General features: G+C 36.3%; 22 protein-coding genes. 18 read left to right on the top strand and 4 right to left on the bottom strand.

The window, feature by feature from the left end; genetic code table 11:
- Window positions 1-51 precede the first annotated feature (51 nt).
- Window positions 52-516, top strand: a complete 465-nt coding sequence (locus BKP35_RS07545; protein ID WP_071312742.1) for a NapC/NirT family cytochrome c — start codon at window positions 52-54, stop codon at window positions 514-516.
- Window positions 517-621: 105 nt separating this feature from the next.
- Here BKP35_RS07545 and BKP35_RS07540 read toward each other — a convergent pair whose 3' ends face one another.
- On the bottom strand, window positions 622-1,062 hold the full coding sequence (locus BKP35_RS07540; RefSeq protein WP_071312741.1) for a pyridoxamine 5'-phosphate oxidase family protein: 441 nt from the start codon (window positions 1,060-1,062) through the stop codon (window positions 622-624).
- Between the two features lie 157 nt (window positions 1,063-1,219).
- Between BKP35_RS07540 and BKP35_RS19435 the strand changes: the two genes are divergently transcribed.
- The 6 genes from BKP35_RS19435 to BKP35_RS07515 all read left to right on the top strand — a co-directional run bounded on the left by BKP35_RS19435 (window position 1,220) and on the right by BKP35_RS07515 (window position 6,398).
- On the top strand, window positions 1,220-1,360 hold the full coding sequence (locus tag BKP35_RS19435) for a hypothetical protein (RefSeq protein WP_169819162.1): 141 nt from the start codon (window positions 1,220-1,222) through the stop codon (window positions 1,358-1,360).
- Window positions 1,357-1,614: an HPr family phosphocarrier protein gene (locus tag BKP35_RS07535; RefSeq protein ID WP_071312740.1), complete on the top strand. Its 258-nt coding sequence runs from the start codon at window positions 1,357-1,359 to the stop codon at window positions 1,612-1,614. Before BKP35_RS19435 ends, BKP35_RS07535 begins: the two co-directional genes overlap by 4 nt.
- A gap of 514 nt (window positions 1,615-2,128) precedes the next feature.
- Complete coding sequence (locus tag BKP35_RS07530) at window positions 2,129-3,169, top strand: TRAP transporter substrate-binding protein (RefSeq protein ID WP_071312739.1); 1,041 nt, start codon at window positions 2,129-2,131, stop codon at window positions 3,167-3,169.
- A gap of 342 nt (window positions 3,170-3,511) precedes the next feature.
- Window positions 3,512-4,081 carry a TRAP transporter small permease gene (locus tag BKP35_RS07525; protein ID WP_071312738.1) on the top strand — a complete coding sequence of 190 codons (570 nt, stop codon included), beginning with the start codon at window positions 3,512-3,514 and terminating at the stop codon, window positions 4,079-4,081.
- A gap of 12 nt (window positions 4,082-4,093) precedes the next feature.
- The gene (locus BKP35_RS07520) at window positions 4,094-5,368 is read left to right on the top strand and encodes a TRAP transporter large permease (RefSeq protein WP_071312737.1); all 1,275 of its coding nucleotides are present in this window, start codon (window positions 4,094-4,096) and stop codon (window positions 5,366-5,368) included.
- Between the two features lie 25 nt (window positions 5,369-5,393).
- Window positions 5,394-6,398, top strand: coding sequence for a LacI family DNA-binding transcriptional regulator (locus tag BKP35_RS07515; protein ID WP_071312736.1), 1,005 nt, complete (start codon window positions 5,394-5,396; stop codon window positions 6,396-6,398).
- A 126-nt stretch (window positions 6,399-6,524) separates the two neighbouring features.
- Here the strand turns inward: BKP35_RS07515 and BKP35_RS07510 are convergent, their stop codons facing one another.
- Entirely contained in the window at window positions 6,525-7,082 is a 558-nt protein-coding gene (locus BKP35_RS07510) for a shikimate kinase (RefSeq protein WP_071312735.1), read from the bottom strand.
- Window positions 7,083-7,191: 109 nt separating this feature from the next.
- The gene (locus BKP35_RS07505; protein WP_071312734.1) at window positions 7,192-8,541 is read right to left on the bottom strand and encodes a hypothetical protein; all 1,350 of its coding nucleotides are present in this window, start codon (window positions 8,539-8,541) and stop codon (window positions 7,192-7,194) included.
- A 351-nt stretch (window positions 8,542-8,892) separates the two neighbouring features.
- On the opposite strand from BKP35_RS07505, the gene BKP35_RS07500 reads away from it, so the two are divergent.
- The 5 genes from BKP35_RS07500 to BKP35_RS07480 all read left to right on the top strand — a co-directional run bounded on the left by BKP35_RS07500 (window position 8,893) and on the right by BKP35_RS07480 (window position 15,114).
- Window positions 8,893-9,891: a zinc-dependent alcohol dehydrogenase gene (locus BKP35_RS07500; RefSeq protein WP_337959636.1), complete on the top strand. Its 999-nt coding sequence runs from the start codon at window positions 8,893-8,895 to the stop codon at window positions 9,889-9,891.
- Window positions 9,891-11,651, top strand: a complete 1,761-nt coding sequence (locus BKP35_RS07495; protein ID WP_071312733.1) for a thiamine pyrophosphate-binding protein — start codon at window positions 9,891-9,893, stop codon at window positions 11,649-11,651. The genes BKP35_RS07500 and BKP35_RS07495 overlap by 1 nt, the downstream gene beginning before the upstream one ends.
- A gap of 80 nt (window positions 11,652-11,731) precedes the next feature.
- Complete coding sequence (locus tag BKP35_RS07490; protein WP_071312732.1) at window positions 11,732-12,691, top strand: hydroxymethylglutaryl-CoA lyase; 960 nt, start codon at window positions 11,732-11,734, stop codon at window positions 12,689-12,691.
- A 51-nt stretch (window positions 12,692-12,742) separates the two neighbouring features.
- A complete protein-coding gene (locus tag BKP35_RS07485; RefSeq protein ID WP_071312731.1) occupies window positions 12,743-13,576 on the top strand; it encodes a sugar phosphate isomerase/epimerase family protein in 834 nt (277 codons plus the stop codon).
- Between the two features lie 104 nt (window positions 13,577-13,680).
- Entirely contained in the window at window positions 13,681-15,114 is a 1,434-nt protein-coding gene (locus BKP35_RS07480; protein WP_211274609.1) for an aldehyde dehydrogenase family protein, read from the top strand.
- A 240-nt stretch (window positions 15,115-15,354) separates the two neighbouring features.
- Here BKP35_RS07480 and aroD read toward each other — a convergent pair whose 3' ends face one another.
- Window positions 15,355-16,128, bottom strand: a complete 774-nt coding sequence (aroD, locus tag BKP35_RS07475) for a type I 3-dehydroquinate dehydratase (RefSeq protein ID WP_071312729.1) — start codon at window positions 16,126-16,128, stop codon at window positions 15,355-15,357.
- 325 nt (window positions 16,129-16,453) lie between these two features.
- Between aroD and BKP35_RS07470 the strand changes: the two genes are divergently transcribed.
- The 6 genes from BKP35_RS07470 (at window position 16,454) to BKP35_RS07445 (ending at window position 21,673) form a co-directional block, all read left to right on the top strand.
- Complete coding sequence (locus tag BKP35_RS07470; RefSeq protein WP_084031508.1) at window positions 16,454-17,833, top strand: tryptophanase; 1,380 nt, start codon at window positions 16,454-16,456, stop codon at window positions 17,831-17,833.
- A 275-nt stretch (window positions 17,834-18,108) separates the two neighbouring features.
- Window positions 18,109-18,477, top strand: coding sequence for a lmo0954 family membrane protein (locus BKP35_RS07465; protein WP_071312728.1), 369 nt, complete (start codon window positions 18,109-18,111; stop codon window positions 18,475-18,477).
- 65 nt (window positions 18,478-18,542) lie between these two features.
- Window positions 18,543-19,193 carry a PspA/IM30 family protein gene (locus BKP35_RS07460; protein WP_071312727.1) on the top strand — a complete coding sequence of 217 codons (651 nt, stop codon included), beginning with the start codon at window positions 18,543-18,545 and terminating at the stop codon, window positions 19,191-19,193.
- Between the two features lie 82 nt (window positions 19,194-19,275).
- A complete protein-coding gene (liaF, locus tag BKP35_RS07455; protein WP_071312726.1) occupies window positions 19,276-20,010 on the top strand; it encodes a cell wall-active antibiotics response protein LiaF in 735 nt (244 codons plus the stop codon).
- The gene (locus BKP35_RS07450) at window positions 20,007-21,044 is read left to right on the top strand and encodes a sensor histidine kinase (RefSeq protein WP_071312725.1); all 1,038 of its coding nucleotides are present in this window, start codon (window positions 20,007-20,009) and stop codon (window positions 21,042-21,044) included. Before liaF ends, BKP35_RS07450 begins: the two co-directional genes overlap by 4 nt.
- Window positions 21,041-21,673 (top strand): response regulator, encoded by a 633-nt coding sequence (locus BKP35_RS07445; RefSeq protein WP_071312724.1) that lies wholly within the window; start codon window positions 21,041-21,043, stop codon window positions 21,671-21,673. The genes BKP35_RS07450 and BKP35_RS07445 overlap by 4 nt, the downstream gene beginning before the upstream one ends.
- Window positions 21,674-21,688 lie beyond the last annotated feature (15 nt).

Raw genomic sequence — 21,688 nt, 5'->3', positions numbered from 1 at the left:
ACAGATTTGTTTTGAAAAAACATCAAATGTGAAAAATAGGGGGACTCAAAAATGTTTAAGAAGATTAATAAGAAATTATTTTTAATTATTTTAGGAAGTGTCTTTGCAGGAATTGTAATAGCAGTAGTTACGAATACGGGGGTTAAAGCAACATCGAGCGATGGTTTTTGCTTAAGTTGTCATGATGCACCAGAGTTTACGGAATACTTTGAAGCTAGACCACACGCTGAGGTTTCTTGTATAAGCTGTCATGGTGGAGGGTTTATTGAAGATAAAGTGAAAGGAACTACAAAAGCTTTTAGTACTATTACTGGACAAAAAGATCCAAACAATTATAGTGTCATTAATGCTACAGTGCCTGACGAAACATGTCTTTCTTGTCATAATTTAGATAGTACTAACCGTAGCGACCTAACTAGAAATTCACACGCTGTCTTTGAGCAAAACGGCCTTTCTTGTACAGATTGTCACGATGGTGCTTCCGTTCATGGATATCTTAAAGATTATACAAAATAAAAAATATTGAAATGTTAAAGGAGCTTAATCACTGGATTAAGCTCCTTTCCGTTTGTAGATAATGTATTTTTAATATTAATTCAAGGTTGTTTTTGGTAATAAAGCCTAAAGTTTTGCCAAGTTAATTGTAGCAGGTCCATCTAATTCAGGATGGTTAATTAAGCGAAGTGACGTCGGCTCACAGCGAATGACTATATAATTCGGGTCTTCTGGTCCCTCTAAGTATTTACGGAAATTATCGTGCCAAAAGCGGTCCTTTAGCTCTTGCTCATCATGGATCGTCGCAATGGCGGTCATATCAATGTAAGGCTTTCCGTAACCACCACCAGCTCCTTCAAACCCTAACAAAATATGTACTTTGTGATTGTTCAAAATGTCTTGCACTTTTTCGGTCACCTTGCTCGAAATTGTATAAAGCGTTAACCCTTCATTTCTGAAGAGCATGTATCGAGAGAAAGGTTGATCCCCTTTCATTGTTGAGAGTGTCCCAACCCTATGCTCACTTAAAATTCGTAAAACTTCTTCCTTCACAGCGTGTTCGTTCATTTTCACATCCCCTTTAAGTTAATTTTAACTTTATATTACATTAATCTTGCGTATAAAAGGGTGACGATACGATGAAAAACGGGTATGTCGACAAGAGAATAAGCAATTGTAAAAATTTATTGAAAAATAAGTCTTCTGTGTGTAAAATGTAGTTTAATTGGATCGATCTAATCAAACTACATCTGCTCAAATTGAGAAGCTCGAAAATAAGTCAAATGAGATTGAACAAATCGTTTCAATAATCGCAGGTTTTTCAGATCAAACGAATCTTGAAAAAAGGGAAGGGGTGATATCATGAAGACAGTCTCGCAAAAGATAATCATTAATATTTCAGAGGATCAAACCATTATAGAATTGAGCAAATTAGTGCAACCTTATCGTTCAGAAATATTTCTCGAAAAGTTCTTGAATGGAAGTGTAAGAGAAATAAACCTAAAGAGCTTTTTAGGACTAATTACGCTTCGACTACAAAATAAAGATCAGATAACAATTAAAGCAGTAGGAGAAGATTGTGAAGAGGCTCTAATAAAAGTAGTAGAATATCTAACGTGAGAAACAATAAGAGGAATTTATAATAAAAAAATAACGAATGAGAAAAATTATTTAGAAAATTTTAAATATGGTTGAAAAATAGACAAATAATGTGTAGAATGAAGTTAAATGTTAGATCGATCTAAAATAGTCGCAATATTATGGATTAAATTTTAAAAGTAATAACATTTATTTTTTTGTGAGATTAATTAGATCGATCTAATTAATTGTTAGCGACGATCAGTCATATGCACTAAATAAGGATGGGGGGGAGTTAAGCATAAATCGCAAATATAATTTAATTAAAAATGTAAGCGATTTATTTTCAAGGAATAACAAAATAACAATGTTAAAGCGAATTTCGTATCTAAAGTTATAGTTGTTTTGAAAGCGCTGTCAGAAAATAACTGAATTATAAAAAGAAATTCTATGATTTATGCTTTCTATTCCACTATAATGTAAACAACATTATTATTGTTTTTGGGGTGCTAGACTAATAGGTTTATAAACACAAATCTAAAATAGGGGTGTAAATATGAAAAAAGTTTATTCCGTGTTGTTATTAGCTATTTTATTAATTCTTGGAGCATGTTCAAACGAAACAGGAAACACTTCGCCAAATGGGGATACGAACGGGGACGGGGGTTCAAATGGAGATGTAAAAACAATGAGAATGGCCGTGGCAACACCTGAAGAAAGATCACTTACACAAGGGTTATATAGATTTGCTGAAATAGTTGAAAGAGAGACAAATGGCTCAATTGAAGTAGAAGTATACCCTAATGGACAATTAGGTGGTGACCGTGAAGTTTTCGAAGGGTTACAATTTGGTTCGATTCAAGGGACAACAATTTCAACGGGACCTGTAGCTCAATTTGCACCACGTTTTACTGTGTTTGACTTTCCATTTTTGTTTCCGACAGCAGAAATTGCATATGAAATTTTAGACGGTCCGATTGGTGAAGAATTACTTAATGATCTACCAGATCAAGGAGTTATCGGTTTAAACTATTGGGAAAATGGATTTAGGCACTTAACGAACAACGTAAGAGAAGTTGCTACAATTGACGATATTAGAGGATTAGATATTCGTACGTTAGAAAATGATCTTCATATTGATTTCTGGCGTGAATTAGGTGCTAATCCTACACCGATGGCATTTACTGAACTATTTACAGGATTACAACAAGGGGTAGTTGATGGTCAAGAAAATCCAGTGGGTAATGTAACGACAACGAACTTCTATGAAGTGCAAGATTATATTACAAAAACGAACCATATTTATAATGCGAGCCTTTTTATGATTAGTGAAGCTTTTTGGAATACTTTAACGGATGAAGAGAAGGAAATTATTACAATCGCTGCCGATGAAGCTAGAGATTATCAAAGGGAATTAAATCAGCAGGAAGATATTGAAGCATTTGCATTTTTAGAAGAAGAAGGTATGACGATTACCGAATTAACTGATGAAGAGTTTGAAAAGTTTTTTGAAGCAGTGACTCCAGTCTATGAAAAATATTCTTCAAGAATTGGCGAAGAATTCGTTAATCAATTATTAGAAGCAATTCAACAATAGTTGAAATTTTGATAGGACTGTCCAAAAACAAAGTGTCTGACACCGTTAAGAATAAATTGTAGACAGATAATAAATTTGCTCATTTATATTTAGGGGAATTCCCCCTGGTATCAGACACTTATTGGACAGTTCCATACTCTGTAGAAAACTAAGCTTAATATCTAATACAAATTCTAAAGTCAATCATTTATTAAAGGGTAAACAAAAGTATATATCTTAAAACATAAAGGTATACAGTTTTGTTTTTCTTTTGACTTAATTTTCTACAGAAAGATGTGGTCAAAAGTGACGGTGAAAAAAGATTGTATATAGTTTTTACGATTTATTTAAGGAGGGACATACATGAAAATATTAAAGTGGCTTGATGAACATGTAGAAGAATCTCTATTAGTCATTTTCTCAGTCATTATGGTAGTAGTTATTGCGTTACAAGTGTTTATGAGATTTGTTTTAGGTTCTTCACTTGCCTGGTCAGAGGAGTTAGCGAGATATTGTTTCATATGGCTCGTTTATATCGGAATTAGCTATGGGGTAAAAAAGCAGCGTCATATTAAAGTGGATGTTGTTCTTATCATGTTAAAAGATAAATTGAAGGTTGTTTTAAGTATAATTGCCAACATTATATTTTTAGGTTTTGCGCTGTTCGTCATCATTTATGGTTATGGAGTTGCAGCGAAAGTCCTAGCTTGGGGTCAAGTATCACCAGCTCTACATATGCCAATGGGACTAGTTTACATGGCAACGCCGGTTGGTATGGGGTTAACAGCGATTCGACTTATTCAGCAGTTAATTAAACAATTTAAGTCATTATTTGGAGAAGAAACGTTTGATGTGAAAACAGAACACGAGTTGTTATTAGAGAGCGAAGAGGAAGCTATTAAGGAAGGTCACAATGAGCTAGAGAAGAAATAAGGGGGGGGCATTATGACAGCAGCAGTTTTATTCGGTAGTTTTGCATTGTTATTACTTTTAAGTGTCCCAATTGGGATTGCAATCGGGGTTGCGACATTAGTTACGATTATATATAGTGGCTCGATGCCATTAGAATTTTTAGCACAAGGATTAGTTACTTCTGTTGACTCATTTCCGTTAATGGCTGTTCCGTTTTTTATTTTAGCGGGAGAAATCATGAGTAAAGGTGGAGTATCTGAACGACTTTTTCGCGTAGCGAATACGCTTGTTGGACATCGAACAGGGGGATTTGCGATTGCGACAATTTTAACATGTATGTTCTTTGCAGCTATATCAGGTTCTGGGCCGGCAACGGTTGCAGCAATTGGTGGGATCATGATTCCAGCGATGGTTCGTCAAGGCTATGATAAAAAGTTTGCAACCGCTGTTGTTTGTGCAGCAGGGTCTTTAGGGGTAATTATTCCCCCTAGTATTCCGATGGTTATTTATGGCGTTGTTGGTAGTCAATCGATTGGAAATATGTTTATTGCAGGGATTTTTCCGGGGATTATCGTTGCCGCGGGTTTAATAATTTGGACGTATATATATTCGAGAAAAAAAGGCTATCGCGGTATGGAGAAAAGTACGTTTAAAGATTTTATAAAGGCTTTTTGGGAAGCGAAGTGGGCACTACTCGTACCGATCATCATTTTAGGTGGGATTTATGGTGGGGTTTTTACTCCTACGGAGGCAGCGGTCGTTGCAGTTGTGTACGGTTTAATAGCGGGATTAGTTCTTTATCGAGAGCTTAAAATCAAAGACTTACCTAAAGTGTTTATTGATTCTGCCTTAACAACATCGACAGTATTAATTATTGTGGGTGCAGCAACGGCTTTTGGGCGATTACTAACAGTAGAACAAATTCCAAGACAAGTAGCAGATGCGATGTTATCTATTTCTGAAAATCCAATTATTATTATCCTACTAATTACGTTATTACTTTTAATCGTTGGTTGTTTTATGGATACACTTGCTGCTATTATTATTTTAACACCTATTTTATTGCCTGTTGCAGTCAATTTAGGGATTGACCCGATTCATTTTGGGATTATAATGGTTGTTAACTTAGCAATTGGTTTCATAACACCACCTTTAGGTGTAAACTTATTTGTAGGTTCAGGGATCTCTGGACTTTCAATAGAAGCAATCTCAAAAGCTATTATGCCATTTTTCGTTGCGATGATTGTTACACTTCTATTTATTACATTTGTACCGCAAATCTCTTTATATTTATTAAGTTTAAGATGATAAATTAATCTAGGCTGGTGGTTTCATGACAAAAAAACGCGTAACATTGTTGGATGTTGCAAAGCATGCAGGGGTATCTCGTGCGACAGCCTCCCTAATTGTCCGAGGGAGTCCCAATATAACTGAAAAAACACGTCAAAAAGTATTAAAATCAATGAGGGAATTAGGGTATGTTTATGATAGGGTAGCTGCGAATATGAGGTCGCAAAGCCCATCGACAGTTGGATTGATAATTACTGATGTAGCGAACCCCTTTTTTTCCGAATTACTAATAGGGGTGCATAATGCACTTGAAGAGACTGGGCTAATTGAGTTTTTAGGGACTACATTTGACTCAGATGCAAAACAAGAGCGTCTTATATCGACGATGCTTGAGCATAGGGTAGGTGGAATTATTCTATGTCCTGTCTCTAATACATCTCCTGAAACAATAGAGCGAATCAAAAATTTAGATATCCCGATCGTTCATGCTGTACGGGAATTACCAAGTATTGATTGTGATTATGTCGGTATAGACTATACTGCTGGAACGCAGCTAGCTACAAAACATTTAATTCAAAAAGGGCATCGTAGGATTTCGTTTTTAGGAGGTTCTTCTAGTTCTTCTGCTTGGAAAGAAAGGCTCGAAGGCTATTCAAAAGCATTTCAACATACAGGGTTAGAAGTTGATGAATCATTAATTGTTGAAAGTTCTGTAACACGACAGGGTGGAATTGATGCAGTTAGAAAGGTACTCTTTCAGAAAAATCCCCCTACCGCAACAGTCTGTTTTAATGATTTAGTCGCATTAGGCGTAATGCAAGGGTTAAGAGATGCTAATTTAATACCAGGAGAAGATATGGCAATTGTCGGATTCGATAACGTCCATGAAGCATCCCTTTATAACCCTCCACTAACGACAGTATCTTCATTTGCTCGTCTTATTGGATCACAAGCAGCTAATTTACTACAACAGCGTATTTCGGATCAAAGTCGTGAACAACAGAGAATTATATTACAACCAGAACTAGTTGTGCGGAGTTCCACATAGCTATTAGCAACTGGTTACTTAAAATGAGAGAAGAGGCTGTCCTATAAGTGTTTGACACTATGGGACAGCCCCTTCTTTTATTAGTCTGTATAAAAAGTTTGATTTGCTCGTTTTGAATAGTAGAAATCAACGATTCGGCTCATAAATATCCCAAGCCAATTTTAAAGATTCAATAATGTAATCAGCGACTTCTTCAACCTCTAAGTTATCAGTAGTAAACTTTGAGTTATGAAGTGAATAAGTGTTTTGTCTCTTATTGAAAAGCTCCTCAATTTCTTCAAGTGATCTCCCTTGTAAGACAGGGCGACTATCAATTAAAATATTTAGCCGTTCTTTCCATGAACTCCATGAAACATCTAAATAAAAGACGATACAATTTGTTAAGCAAATTTCTTGTATTTCTTTTTGTAAAAATGCGCCACCGCCGACAGAAATGATTTTTAACTTCTGTTGAGAGAAGTTAGAAATTAGCTCTTTTTCTCTTTCACGAAATGTTTTTTCTCCAACGGTTTTGAATATTTCAGATGTTGGCATTCCGTATTCTTTTTCAATTTCTTGGTCTATATCAATGAATGTTCGATACAATTTCTGGGCGACAAGCTGCCCGACTGTTGTTTTACCAGCCCCCATAAATCCAATAAAAACTATACTTTTTTCTCTAAGGGCCATTTTATTATTATTCATTAGTATACACTTCCTAGGATTATTTTTAGGGTTGTTTACTAGCTGTAAACAACATGAATATTTTCTATATGAATTTTACCATAAGATATAGATGGAGGAAAATGATAATTTAGAAAATTAAAGTAATGAAGTATGCAATAAAAATGCTCACTAACATAAAGTAGATCGCAAATAATAAATTCCACATTCCTAGTTTATAAGGATTTAATTTTAGTTGTTCAGCTAAGATTGATACGGATAAATTATAAGGACTATATAAAACTGTTGAAAGACTACATGTAATTAGAACAATCGTTAACGAGATTGAAGATACTTCAGCTAAAACTGGATTTAGTAATTCGGTAATTAAAGTAAGCGATACTAGCGGATGAAATCCTATGAATGAAGTAAATAAAAAGAATGCACCAATTGTTAAATAAAATAGTAATGTCTTTTCGGAAAGTACACTAAAAGTATCTTGTAAAAAGGATAATAATTCAGATAAAGATAGCATTTCAACAAATAGACCAGCACTTAAAAACATAAAAAAGTAATTAGGTAAACCTTTTGTTCTTTCTTTCCAGTGAGGAATGGTATATAAAAAGTACCTTTTTATTTTTTTGATTAAAAAAGCCCATAATAATGATACTGGAATTAACATTATTACAACTGATAATAAGAAGCCTTGATTCGCTAAATGTTGAAAAATAGTTACAATTAAAACGAGAATAACAAGCATTGAAACCATTTGGAGAATTTTTTTGTACACGCTTTTATATAAAATCTCTGTTTTGAAATCAACTTCAATTTGTAGCGATTTATGTTTAAAAGAAGATAAAATCCAATCCGATAGGATAATAATTAATACGATTGAAATAATGATTGGGAAAAGCTTATAGTATTCATTATTGGTTATGTCTAAAGATGTGATCACCATAATTTCTAATGGGCTCCAAACTAAACAAAGAGCATAAGCACGTAATAAATTTTGCGTATAAAATTTCTCTGCAACGTTTTTTGGTATTTGGCTTAATGTTGTTTTTAAGGAATTAGTTAGTAATGGAATCGTGGCAATGTTTAAAAAAAGGCCGAGAAAGTGACAAACTAAGAAGCTACGTCTGTACAATTTGCTTAAATCAGAAATTCCTTGTTGCAACAATAAACTTAAATTTTTATCATATAAACCTACTCGAATAATTGAATTAATGAATGGAAGCACTAAAAATAACGAAAGAACCCCTAGCATTGTGTCAAAATATAAAAGAAATGTATACCATGGTAAACCATTATAAATAAATAAAAGGGTAGCTACGAATAAAAATGTAATTCCTGAAATACGATACAGTCCACGTGTATGTTTAAATGAAATAACAAGCGCTAATAAAGCAAAAGTGCCAATACTATAGTATAAGTAAACTGATGTTGTGAAATTGGAAATAATATATAAAAAAATTAGAGCTGAAAAAGTCAATATCCTCATAAAGTTACCCCCCCACAGTAGTTAGATCGATCTAATAATGAATTCGCAGTATATTTATGAAGGATACTAGAAAAGAGTAAATTCGTCTATGGTTTTTACAATTATTTTGAAAATTTATATAAATGTAATTGCAAAAAGAAAAGATTTATAGTACTATGATGTTAACGCTTTCTTAGTAATACTCGTCTTTATTAGATCGATCTAAACAAAGGACATTATTATGTTGTATTTTTTTAATATAATATTTTTTTGAAGGTAAATTAGATCGATCTAAAATAGTGCATTACTAATCTAGGAAAGCCAAATGAACGTAAATTAACGACTCAAAGAGAGAGTGTTAGAAGGATGGCGGTGAAAAAAGTGTTAGGTTTATATTTGAAAAACCCAAGTGAAATCGAATTAAGAGAGTTCGTTTCAACCTCGTTAAAAGATGATGAAGTGAAAATAAAGTTAATCTATGGAGGAATTTGTGGATCTGATGTGAGTGTTTTTAAAGGGAAAATTGCACACGCCACCTATCCGATACGTCCAGGCCATGAAATTGTTGGTGAAATTACTGATGTTGGTAAAGGGGCGGATTTTGAAATTGGAAAACGAGTTGTTGTAACACCTAATTCGTTTTGTGAAGAGTGTGAGTACTGTAAAAGCGGAATGCCTAATATTTGTTCAAATAAAAAATCATTAGGTGTAAATGCAGATGGTGTATTTTCACAGGAATTTACGATTTCTTCAAAGTATGTATTACCAGTACCAGATGAATTGACAGACGAAAAAGCGGTACTTATTGAGCCGTTTGCTGTAATTGTTCATGCGTTTCAGAAAGTACAAATAACAAAGGGGACGACAGTTGCGATCATAGGTTGTGGTACGGAAGGTATGTTAGCTATTACTCTAGCAAACTATTTAGGAGCAAACATTACTGCTATTGATATAAATCCATTTAAATTTAAGAAGGTTAGAGAGATTGGTAATATTCGCACGGCATTACCTCAAGAAGTTAAAGGTGAAACATTTGACATTGTGATTGAAGCTGCAGGTGCAAGGGCTTCTGTTGAACAAAGTGTCGATTTAGTGAAACCAGGAGGTTCGCTAGTAATGGTAGGTTTAACACCTGAAGCTACTTTCCCGGTAACACAAATGGTAAGGAAAGAGTTAACGTTATACGGGTCGATTATTTACAACTTCCCGAGTGACTTCTTAAAAAGTATTGAATATCTCATTCAAGACGATTTTAATGTTGATGCAATTATCTCTAAACAATATAAGTTCACTGATTACAAACAAGCTTATGAAGCTGCGGTTTCAGGTCAATATGGAAAAATTATTTTAGATTTTAAGGAGGATAAATAATGAGTAATCTAGTTTCACACCAATTAGTTAAATATTTAGAAGATAGAGGAGTAGAGCATATCTTTGGTCTATGTGGCCATACGAATATTGCAGTATTAACAGCTTTAGAAGAAAGTGAAATTAAATTTGTGAACACAAGACATGAACAAATTGCTGCTCACATTGCTGATGGCTATGCTAGGGCGAAAAAAGAAACGTCAGTTGTATTAAGTCATTTAGGACCAGGCTTAACGAATGCGGCAACTGGTGTAGCGAATGCAGCTCTAGACTCAATTCCAATGGTTGTTATTGCTGGTGATATTCCAAGTCATTATTACGGAAAACACCCACACCAAGAAATTAATATGCATGCTGATGCATCTCAATATGAAGTATATAAACCGTTCGTAAAACGTGCTTGGCGCGTTGATCGTCCGGATCTTTTCCCAGAAATACTTGAAAAGGCTTTCCAACTAGCTGAAAACGGAAATCCAGGACCAGTATTAATATCTGTTCCTATGGACATTTTCTCAAAAGAATGTGATCCAGCATTATTTGAAAAGCAAAAACATAATACAAAAAGTCTTCAAAAACCTTCGATGGATGAGGCGACAGCAAAACAAATTATCCAAACATTAGTTGAGGCGAAAAATCCACTTTTCTATGTTGGTGGTGGAGTCATCTTAGCGGATGCAGCAGAAGAACTCAAAGAATTAGTTGATCATTTAGATATTCCGGTTGCCCACTCTTTAATGGGGAAAGGGGTTGTATCGGATGAAAACCCATTAGTGTTAGGAATGACAGGGTTTTGGGGAACAGAATTTATTAATAAAAAAGTAAAAAGTTCAGACTATATTTTAGCTTTAGGTACTCGTTTTGCAGAAGCCGATAATAGTTCTTGGGAAGATGAGTATACGTTTACAGTTCCGGAAACAAAACTGATGCAAATTGATATTGATCCAACAGAAATTGGGCGGAACTATCCAGTTGAATTAGGGGTTGTAGCGGACTTGAAACAAGCGTTAACAGTGCTTAATCGTGTGGCTAAAGAGCTAGTACCAAATGGTTTACAAAATGAGGGGCTAAAAGAAGAAATTTTAGCAAATCGAGCTGAATTTAGAGAGAGCAATCGTCAGTTTTTCGAAGACAACTGCTTCCCAATGCAACCACAACGTATTTTAGAAGATGTTCGTCAAGTACTACCAAAAGATGCATTTATTACTACAGATGTTGGTTGGAATAAAAATGGTGTAAGTCAACAGTTCCCAGTTTATACACCAGGTTCAATATTAACACCGGGTGGCTATGCAACGATGGGGTTTGGTGCGCCAGCAGCACTAGGTGCGAAAATCGCTCAACCTGAAAAAGTAGTTATTTCGCTTGTTGGTGACGGTGGTTTTGGTCAAAATCCAGCGGTATTAGCAACAGCTGCTGAAGAAAACATTCCTGTTGTTTGGGTCATTATGAATAATTTTGCTTTCGGTACGATTGCTGGCCTACAAAAAGCGCATTATGGCACAACTTTAGGAACGTTATTCCATAAAGATGGCGAAGCCTATTCTCCAGATTTTGCGGCGATCGCACAAGCATATGGAGTTGAAGGTATCAAAATTGAATCAGCCGAACAATTTAAACCAGCCTTAGAAAAAGCAATCAAAGCGAATAAACCAGTTGTTATCGATGTAGCGATGTTAAACAATCCAGTTCCTACAGCTGGTCATTGGAACATCATGGATATTTACTCACCTGGGAAAAAGGTACACCACGCATCGACAAACTAATTTAAAAGCTATAATACGTTTGGTGAAGCCTGACTGAGTAGTTTGAAATCAGGCTTCTATCAAGCAAAAGGAGTGAGCTAATGAGTAACTCAACAGAGCTTGTTTTACCTTCAAATGTTATTATTTGTGAGGTGGCACCACGTGACGGCTTTCAAGCGGTAAAGGACTGGATACCAACGGAAGATAAAATAGCGATCGTTAAAAAGTTAGCCCAAATGGGTGTCCAATCACTTGAAATTACTTCGTTCGTACATCCGAAAGCAATTCCACAACTTAAGGATGCTTCTGAAGTTGTCGAAGCATGCCAAGACTTAACAGATATTAAATTGCGAGCATTAGTACCAAACGTTAAGGGAGCAGAGCGAGCTATTGATGCTGGAATTAAAAAGTTAAAGTTAATGCTTTCAGCGACTGACTCTCATAGTATCTCAAATGCAAACTGTGTTACAGAAGAAGCACAAAATGGTTTTCTACCGATTGTTGAGCTAGCTGAGAAACGTGGAGTACAAGTAGGTGGATCGATCTCAGTAGCGTTTGGTTGTCCATATGAGGGGAAAGTACCACAAGAACGTCTTGATCAAATTGTAAAGCGCTATATGGAGATGGGAGTAGCGGAAATTTCTTTAGCTGACTCAACAGGAGCAGGAAACCCAAAACAAGTCTATGAGGTTTTAGGTTACTTAAGAAATCGTTTTCCAAATATGCTCTTCACAATGCATCTTCATAATACTAGAGGATTGGCGATAGCTAATGCAGTAGCAGCCTTACAACAAGGGATTACTAATTTTGATAGTGCTATCGCTGGTTTAGGTGGTTGTCCTTACTTACCAGGGGCAACAGGTAATGTGGCGACTGAAGATCTCGTTAATACTTTTCATGAAATGGGAATTGAAACCGGAATGAACCTTGATACTGTCATTGGTGTGGCAAAAAAAGTTAAAGAAATGATTGGGCATAAAGGCGCAAGCTACATGCTTCAAGCAGGACCTTGTTCAACATTACATGCCAAACCAAAAAGTCAGAAAAAAGTAGAAAAGTAAAAGTTTTTTCTAATTTAATTAGATCGATCTAATTAATGGAGGGGAAAGTAGATGGCACAACAATTTTCAATAGCACATCTTACCGCACTCGGTTGTTCACCGCCTGAGCTCACGTATATGGCTGCTCGCACAGGTTATGATTTTGTTAGCTTAAGACCTATTTATATGGGACTTCCTGGTGAACCAAACTATGATTTAGCAGAAAATAAGGCGTTGTTTCGTGAAACGAAAAATGCACTTGCAAATACGGGAATAAATCTTTTAGATATTGAGTTAGCACGAATTTATGACGGACTTGATCCGAAACGTTATTTACCAGCTTTTGAAGTAGCTGCTGAACTTGGGGGACGTCATGTACTTAGTAGCATTTGGACAGATGACCGAAACTTTGCCATTGAGCGTTTTGCCGAAGTTTGTGATCTAGCAAAACCGTTTGGCTTGACGATTGAATTAGAATTTGTGCCAATTGCAAGTGTCTACAATTTGGAGGGAACTCTTGATATTTTAAATACGGTAAAATGCGATAATGCAGGTTTAATGATTGATGCACATCATTTTCATCGTTCAGGGGACAGAGTTGAAGATTTAGAAAAAGTTCCACGAGAATGGTTTCGTTATTTCCATCTCTGTGATGCACCAGGAGAAATACCATCATCAAAAGCTGCGATGACCCGTATTTTACGTGAGGAACGTTCGTATGTTGGTGAAGGTGGCATTGATGTCGCAAGTATTATAAATCGTATTCCAAAAATCCCTTATTCAATTGAATTACCAAACACTAAACGTGTTCAGCAGTTAGGTTATGAAGAACATGCGCGTCGTTGCTTACAATCAGCTAAAGATTATTTTGCAAAACATCCACGACAGTGTTTATCGAAATGCTAGCACTTTCTTGTAATAAAAGAAAGTATCGGTAAGTAAAAAATATAATCATTTGTTTAAGCATCATTATTCAAAATATGTATCAAATTTATATGGAGGTAATTACATTGGCAAATACTACGGTTAAAAAAACAAAGGAACTTACGGCAGAGCAACAACAAGAACTAGATTTAGCATTTGAGCGTGCACAAAAAGCACTAAAAATTATTGAGTCATATGATCAAAAAAAGGTCGACCGCTTAGCCCAAGCAGTTGCATGGGCTGTGTCGAATAAAGAAACGTTCACACGTCTTGTCGATATGGGAATCGAAGAAAGTGGTTTAGGCGATCCAGTAAGCCGCATGGGGAAACGCTTTAAAATTCGCGGAATTTTAAGAGATGCCCTACGTCAAAAAAGTGTCGGTATCATCGAAGAGAACGCTGAAAAGGGTATTGTGAAATACGCTAAGCCTGTTGGTATCATCGGTTCAATCGTTCCAACAACAAATCCTGACTTAACACCAGCAGGTTCAGCTGTTTATGCGCTTAAAGCTCGAGATGTTGTGATTTTCTCCCCACACCCTCGTTCAAAAAAGACAACTTTTGAAACCGTAAGAATAATGAGAGAAGCGCTTGAAAGAGAAGGAGCGCCAGCTGATATTTTCCAATGCTTACAAAATGTAAATATTCCGATGACGCAAGCTTTAATGTCTCGTGCTGACCTAGTACTTGCAACTGGTGGTCCTGGAATGGTTCAAAGTGCATACAGTTCAGGAACTCCAGCATACGGGGTAGGCGCAGGGAACTCAACAATGGTGATCGACGAAACAGCAGATGTTCAAGAAGCAGCTCGTAATTCAATGTTAAGTAAAACATCTGACTTCGGATCAGGTTGTTCAGCTGATGGAAACTTAATTATTAGTGAAAAAGTATATGATGATATGTTAGCAGCTTTAGAAAACGAAGGAGCATATTTAGCTAATGAAGAAGAAAAAGCAAAATTACGTGCAGTAATGTGGGATGAAGAAGGTCATCGTTTAGCAGACACTGTTGCAATTGCACCACACCAATTAGCCAAAGCAGCCGGATTTGAAATTCCTGCGGATCGTAAATTTATCGTTGTTAAAGGTGATGGAATTGGTAAAGAACATCTATTTTCTCGTGAAAAATTAACAACGTTAATGGCTGTCTATAAATATGAAGGTGAGTTTGAAAACGCACTTGATATGATGCGAGCTGTTTACGAAGTAGGAGGTAAAGGACACTCTTGTGGAATTTACTCTTTCAACGATGACCATATTCATCGTCTCGGTTTAGCGGCACCAGTAAGCCGTATCATGGTACGTCAACCTCAATCAAAAGCAAATGCTGGGGCATTCAACAACGGAATGCCTATGACATCAAGCTTAGGTTGTGGTACTTGGGGAGGAAATATCGTTTCAGAAAATGTTAACTTAAAACATTATATGAACACAACTTGGGTATCTCGTCCAATTCCAGAGGACAAACCTTCGGATGCAGAATTATTTGGTGAGTTTTACGACCCTGAGAAGGAGAAATAAAAATTATAAAAATATAATTCCAATTTTGCTATATTGAAATTCTCATATACATTTTTAGATATATAAGATGAGTCATCCCCCGATTTCCCCCTTATTGAATAGAAATGTATAAGATTAATAACCTTATAGCACTCTTTTACAAATAGAATCAAAAAAGCTGAGCCTGATGTATATCAAGTGCTCAGCTTTTTTGATTTTCTAGAAAGGACATAGTTGTTATTAACTTATAGAATTTTAAATTTATTTACTAATTATCTTTTCAAAGGAATTTTCTTTCTTTATCAAATCAATCATCCCTTGCAGGGCTTCAATAGATATTTGCCCAGGAGCGGAACTTTTTTCTCCAACGGCAAATGTTAGAACTGAACCGTAAAGCCATCCTAATACCCTACTCATTACTCCGATATCTCCCATTGAGATGGTAATTAGTTCAATATCTAAAAGTTCATTTGTTTCTTTTGTTGCTTCTAGTAATGCCATCACATCTTCGTGTGTATTTGGCATAAAAGCAACTTTTGCAACGTCTGCACCGAAATGTGACATCTTAGCTAATTGTTTGATGATATCAGATTTTGAAGGTGTAGTGTCAAATTTATGATGCGATAACACGAGTTTTTTCCTATGTTGCATTGTAGCTTTTTTTACACGTTGGATATGCTCTAGTGGATTAGCAGCCTCAAAATCAATCAAGTCAACAAAATCACTTTTACATACCTCACATAATAAATCAACCACCTGATTTTCAACTAAGGAGATTTCTTGCCCACCTTCTTTATGTGAGCGGATCGTGAAAAGTAGAGGAAGGCCATTGCTAAGAGAATGAATTTCTTTTAGTGTTGCTAACACTTTATCGGTTTTGTCGATATCACTAAAGAAATCAACACGCCACTCCAACATATCAGGTTGTTTTGAAACGATATTGGTTAGCTCTGAGCTAATTTCATCTGTTGTTTTACCGGTTAATGGTGTGCAAATATACGGGATTTGTTCTTTATTAAAAAGTTCTCTCTCCATAAGTCCTCCTCTGTTCTGTTTATTTCAGTATTTCTAGTATAAAGAATTAATAACATTATAAAAAGACTGAAAATTTAATTTAGTCAACACTTTTACCGTTTATTGTACTAAAGTTAAAGGCTGAGGGCAATCAAAATTTAAAGTTTAGGCGATTTAAATATTAAACGAGATAATAAAACGGCTTAAATGTTACATTATCGAAAAAAGAGAAACGAAAATGTTTGACAACTTCTCTAAGAAAAAATTTTAAAGCAGGAAAAACCAAACTTCTTCCTAATAGTATATAAATAGGGGATAAAACCCGAAAAATAGAGGAGGGATTTGATTGAGGTCATATTTACCAGAGCCATATAAAATAAAAATGGTCGAGCCAATTCAATTAATTTCTAAAGAAGAGAGAGAAAGAAGTATTGAAAAAGCAGGGTATAATCCATTTTTGCTCCGAAGTGAAGAAGTTTATATCGATTTGTTAACCGACAGTGGAACTGGAGCGATGAGCGATCGCCAATGGGCAGGAATGATGCTCGGTGATGAATCGTATGCGGGGAGCCGCAATTTTTATCACTTAGAAGAAACCGTTCAAGAGTTAACAGGTTATAAGTATGTTTTACCTGTCCATCAAGGGCGAGGTGCTGAACAAGTGTTATTTCCGTTATTAATAGAAGAAAAAGGTCACTTTGTATTAGGGAATATGCACTTTGATACGACGAAAGCTCATATTGAGATGAACGAAGCTAGACCTGTCAATCTTGTGATTGAAGAAGCTTATGATACGGCAGTCGATCATCCGTTTAAAGGGAATTTTGACACTCAGAAGTTAGAAGAGTTTATTGTTAAATATGGTACAGAGCAGATTGCTTTTATTGTGAATACAGTGACTTGTAATAGTGCAGGTGGACAGCCGGTATCTATGGCTAATATAAAAGAAGTTTATCGTATCGGGAAGCAATATGAGGTTCCAGTTATTTTTGATGCGGCACGTTTTGCTGAAAATGCTTATTTTATTAAGCAACGGGAAGAAGGGTATGAACAGAAAGAGATCATTGAAATCATTCAAGAAATGTATCAGTATGGCGACGGATTAACGATGAGTGCGAAGAAAGACGGACTCGTGAATATCGGTGGGTTACTAGCGATTAAAGATGATAGTGAGTTATTCGAAAAATGTCGCTCAATGATCGTCCCGCTAGAGGGCTTTCCTACTTACGGAGGTCTTGCCGGCAGAGATATGGAAGCGCTCGCGATTGGTTTAAAGGAAGTCGTAAAGTATGAAAACCTCGAGCAACGTATCGGCCAGGTTCGCTTATTAGGAGAGTTGTTAAAAGAGGGAGGCGTTCCTGTTCAAGAGCCAATTGGCGGTCATGCCGTGTTTGTTGATGCAGCGAAGTTTTTACCTAATATACCAAAGGAGCAGTTTCCAGCACACGCCCTTGCCATCGCTCTTTACTTAGAAAGTGGCATTCGCGCCGTTGAAATTGGGTCGCTCTTATTTGGGCGTGATGTAGACACAGGGGAGGACGGACTTTCAGAGCTAGAGTTATTGAGGCTCACAATCCCACGCCGAACCTATACTGATAACCATATTCGCTATATTGCCGATTCTTTAATACAGTTGTACGCAAAGCGGGACTCAATCAAAGGTGTCACCTTTACGTACGAACCTAAAATTCTCCGCCACTTCACCGCCCGCTTTAAAATGGTATAGTCCTTTTCGGTGTCTGACACCGCCCGTGGACAAATCGCGATTTTGTCCACGTGGGGTGGACACTTTCCGATAAATTAATCTCTCAAGAAACAGTTACTTCTTTTAGGAGTAGCTGTTTTTTATGATGATCAGTATTTAGACAGCAAAGGAGTATATTTGGACAACAAGTCGTACTCTCCTATAAGCCTCAAGTCCTATTCAAAATATATCTAAGGCTCATTATGGCGAAGTGCAAATCAAGATAACATAGAGTTAAGAAAGGAGAGGAACTAAACATGAAAAAATTCGGATTAATTATATTAGGTGGGATTGCAGCGATTATTTTACTCGCAAATATAGGACCAATTGCAATTTTTGCACTTAGCCTTGTCATTCTTTACTACGCATTTAAAGGCTTTATGAATGCCGACACATCATTCAGTAAAATTGCTTGGGCGATTTTAGGGCTTATCCTTTTTTCAAGTGTCGCTTCAAATATTCCAGCACTTGTTGGCTTGATCGCAGCTATTGTCCTTTATTTTGTTTTCAAAAGTTGGGATGAAGATGATCGTGAATCTGAAGCACCTATAACGAACAAGAGGGAAGAAACCGATCCATTCGTCAATTTCGAAAAAGAATGGGCGGAATTAAAGCGTAATTATTAAGAGACGGGTTAGTAACAAAAGTTGCAAGGCAAAACGATCAATATTTTAAAAGGAGCGGATCCAAAATGAGTAACTTATTTACACGTATTAAAAATACAATTGCAGCAGATGTTCATGAAATTTTAGATGAAAAAGAACAAAAAAATCCAATTGCGTTGTTAAATCAATATTTGCGCGAATGTGAAAAAGAAGTAGAGAAAGTGAGAAAGTTAGTTGAGCGTCAATATTTATTAAAAGAAGAGTTTACGCGCGAGCATAACGAAGCACGGCAATTAGCAGATAAGCGTAAATATCAAGTAGATATCGCCGCAAAAGCCGGTGAAACAGAGCTCATGAACTTTGCTATTGAAGAACAAACGCATTATGAAGAGCGAGCACAGCGTTTAAAGCTTTCTCTTGAACAAGCAACATCAAACCTCTACGATCTAGAGAAAAAATATGAAGAAATGAAGCATAAGCTTAAAGACATGCATATTAAGCGGATGGAGTTAATGGGAAGAGAAAACATGACACGGGCGAACCATCGTATGAACCAAATGCTAGACGGAAATAGTTATACAGACAAAATCGACTCACGTTTTGATGAGATGGATCGCTACTTAGATCGTCTTGAGCATCAAGCAAACTCACAGTACCATCGTAATACAATTGATAGTCGCATCGCCCAACTTGAAAAAGAAATAAAAAATGCAGAAAGTCGTTCGGTTTCTCAGTAAAAACATGGTATATTTTAATAAGGGTTGACTCCGAAACTAGGGTTAGCCCACTACATATTTTTACATGCGAGGAGGAGAGGTTATGGATAATCACAATAAAACAGATTACATTAGTTGGACCGTTTTGATTGGACTGCTCCTTCTCCTAGTCGAGATTACTTTTTTTAGTAAAGGGTTAGTTTTTGCGATATTGTTTTCAGGGATTTTCATTTATTTTGGAGCGAAAAGGTTTTACGGGTCTAGCGGAAAACTATTCTTTTTTATCGGGTGTTTTATTCTCTTTTTTACAATCATTAGTATGATGGTCTTTAAGTTTTTAATTTTTGCCGCTATCATTTACGTTATATTTTATTTTTATAAATCAAAAACCGGACCAATTGTTATTGAGCCAAATGTAAAAGAAGGAATGCCAACGAACGATGCAACAAAGAAGATCCGTTCGCAACAACTTTTAAAAAATCTTTTTTACGGCCGTCAAAAAACGTCAGAAGAAGTGTTTGAATGGGACGATATTAACATTCAAACAGGCATTGGCGATACGAGAATAGACTTAAGTAATACTGTTCTTCCGAAAGGTGAAGCAGTTATTTCGATTCGTAATTTTATCGGCAATATTCAAATTCTTGTTCCATATGATATAGAAGTAAATGTTTCTCATTCTGTAGTTACCGGAACGACGATTATTTTCGAAGCAGAAAATGAAAAGCTATTCAACCAAACGTTATCGTATCGCACAGAAAAATATGATGAGGCTCAACAAAAAATCAAAATTGTCACCTCTATGGGGATCGGTAGATTAGAGGTGAAGAGAATATGAAGTATATTCAAAGACAGATTCTCTCGAGTGTATTTTTTTCGATCATCGCCTTTACGATAGCGACGATTATATATCTTGTTATTTTTCCAGTTGCTGATTGGCAAGTTGTGTTAGAGATAAAGCTCTTGGATTTACCAGTATTGTTTTTTATCCCAGCAGTCGCCGTTGCCCTTGGAATCATTTATGGTGTAATAAGTACCTACAATTATAAGAAACAAATGGAAATGGTAGAGGAAGCTTTATATGAGCTTGAACAAGGCCGCTTATTAAGTGAAGATAAAACTGCACAACCTGAAGAACTAGAAAATGTTTGGCGCCGTGTCAAAAATATTCAAAAGCAAATGTCAGAACAAGTGAAAACAGCGCAAAAGCTTGCTAGTGAAAAAGCGATCGATCAAGAAAAGCAAGTTCAAAAAATCGTTTCCCAAGAGCGTAACCGTCTCGCACGTGAACTTCATGACTCCGTGAGTCAACAGCTGTTTGCAGCATCGATGCTCATGTCAGCAATTACCGAAACGAAGCAAGAACAAGCTAGTCCAGAAGCAAAGCAGTTAAAACTTGTCGAAGAAATGATCCACCAATCGCAGCTTGAAATGAGAGCATTATTACTTCACCTACGACCTGTGCCCCTTAAAGGAAAATCACTTCAAGAAGGAATGCAAGAATTATTAAGCGAGTTATCTCAAAAGGTACCGATGGAGATATCGTGGACAGTTGAATCGCATCCTTTAGAAAAAGGAGTAGAAGATCACCTCTTTCGTATTTTACAAGAATCGATTTCAAATACGTTACGCCATGCAAAAGCAACGAGTTTGGAAGTACTACTCATTCATCGAGACGATTTAGTCATTTTACGAATTTCTGATGATGGCGTAGGTTTTGACGTTAGTGAAGAAAAAGCAGGTTCGTACGGTTTACAAAATATGCACGAACGCACGAAAGAAATCGGTGGTGTTCTAAAAGTTGTAAGCCTAAAAAATAAAGGAACTCGCCTTGAAGTGAAAGTTCCATTAATGGCAGGTGATTTAAATTGATCAAAGTTTTATTTGTAGACGATCATGAAATGGTCCGAATTGGTGTAACTTCGTATTTATCTGCACAACCAGATATTGAGGTGGTTGGAGAAGCCGACAATGGTGCTAAAGGAGTCGATCTTGCGTTAGCGATCCGTCCAGACATTATTTTAATGGACCTAGTCATGAAAGAAATGGACGGTATTGAAGCAACTCGAAGGATTGTTGAGGAATGGCCGGAAGCCAAGGTCATTATCGTTACAAGCTTCCTTGATGATGAAAAAGTGTACCCAGCCCTGGAAGCTGGAGCTACGAGCTATATGTTAAAAACATCAAAGGCGAGCGAAATCGCCGAAGCAGTTCGCGCTACACATCGCGGTCAATCGGTGTTAGAACCTGAAGTAACTGGAAAAATGATGACGAAAATGCGTCAAAAGAAAGTCACGTATCCGCACGAACAGCTAACCGAACGAGAAATGGAGATTTTACTACTTATTGCTGAAGGAAAAACAAATCAAGAAATCGCTGATGAAGCTTTTATCGCTTTAAAAACAGTTAAAGTGCATGTCAGTAACATTTTAGGGAAACTAGAAGTTCACGACCGTACTCAAGCCGTTATTTATGCGTTTAAGCATGGGTTGGTGAAGTGATAATGATGCCATTAT

The organism is Anaerobacillus arseniciselenatis (assembly GCF_001865995.1).
In the GTDB taxonomy this organism is placed as follows: domain Bacteria; phylum Bacillota; class Bacilli; order Bacillales; family Anaerobacillaceae; genus Anaerobacillus; species Anaerobacillus arseniciselenatis.
This window is presented reverse-complemented; position numbering and strand designations above follow the sequence as displayed.

Coding starts and splice junctions, on each gene's coding strand:
- BKP35_RS07545 (WP_071312742.1), top strand. CDS start 52: ATGTTTAAGAAGATTAATAAGAAATTATTTTTAATTATTTTAGGAAGT.
- BKP35_RS07540 (WP_071312741.1), bottom strand. CDS start 1,062: ATGAACGAACACGCTGTGAAGGAAGAAGTTTTACGAATTTTAAGTGAG.
- BKP35_RS07535 (WP_071312740.1), top strand. CDS start 1,357: ATGAAGACAGTCTCGCAAAAGATAATCATTAATATTTCAGAGGATCAA.
- BKP35_RS07530 (WP_071312739.1), top strand. CDS start 2,129: ATGAAAAAAGTTTATTCCGTGTTGTTATTAGCTATTTTATTAATTCTT.
- BKP35_RS07525 (WP_071312738.1), top strand. CDS start 3,512: ATGAAAATATTAAAGTGGCTTGATGAACATGTAGAAGAATCTCTATTA.
- BKP35_RS07520 (WP_071312737.1), top strand. CDS start 4,094: ATGACAGCAGCAGTTTTATTCGGTAGTTTTGCATTGTTATTACTTTTA.
- BKP35_RS07515 (WP_071312736.1), top strand. CDS start 5,394: ATGACAAAAAAACGCGTAACATTGTTGGATGTTGCAAAGCATGCAGGG.
- BKP35_RS07510 (WP_071312735.1), bottom strand. CDS start 7,082: ATGAATAATAATAAAATGGCCCTTAGAGAAAAAAGTATAGTTTTTATT.
- BKP35_RS07505 (WP_071312734.1), bottom strand. CDS start 8,541: ATGAGGATATTGACTTTTTCAGCTCTAATTTTTTTATATATTATTTCC.
- BKP35_RS07495 (WP_071312733.1), top strand. CDS start 9,891: ATGAGTAATCTAGTTTCACACCAATTAGTTAAATATTTAGAAGATAGA.
- BKP35_RS07490 (WP_071312732.1), top strand. CDS start 11,732: ATGAGTAACTCAACAGAGCTTGTTTTACCTTCAAATGTTATTATTTGT.
- BKP35_RS07485 (WP_071312731.1), top strand. CDS start 12,743: ATGGCACAACAATTTTCAATAGCACATCTTACCGCACTCGGTTGTTCA.
- aroD (WP_071312729.1), bottom strand. CDS start 16,128: ATGGAGAGAGAACTTTTTAATAAAGAACAAATCCCGTATATTTGCACA.
- BKP35_RS07465 (WP_071312728.1), top strand. CDS start 18,109: ATGAAAAAATTCGGATTAATTATATTAGGTGGGATTGCAGCGATTATT.
- BKP35_RS07460 (WP_071312727.1), top strand. CDS start 18,543: ATGAGTAACTTATTTACACGTATTAAAAATACAATTGCAGCAGATGTT.
- liaF (WP_071312726.1), top strand. CDS start 19,276: ATGGATAATCACAATAAAACAGATTACATTAGTTGGACCGTTTTGATT.
- BKP35_RS07450 (WP_071312725.1), top strand. CDS start 20,007: ATGAAGTATATTCAAAGACAGATTCTCTCGAGTGTATTTTTTTCGATC.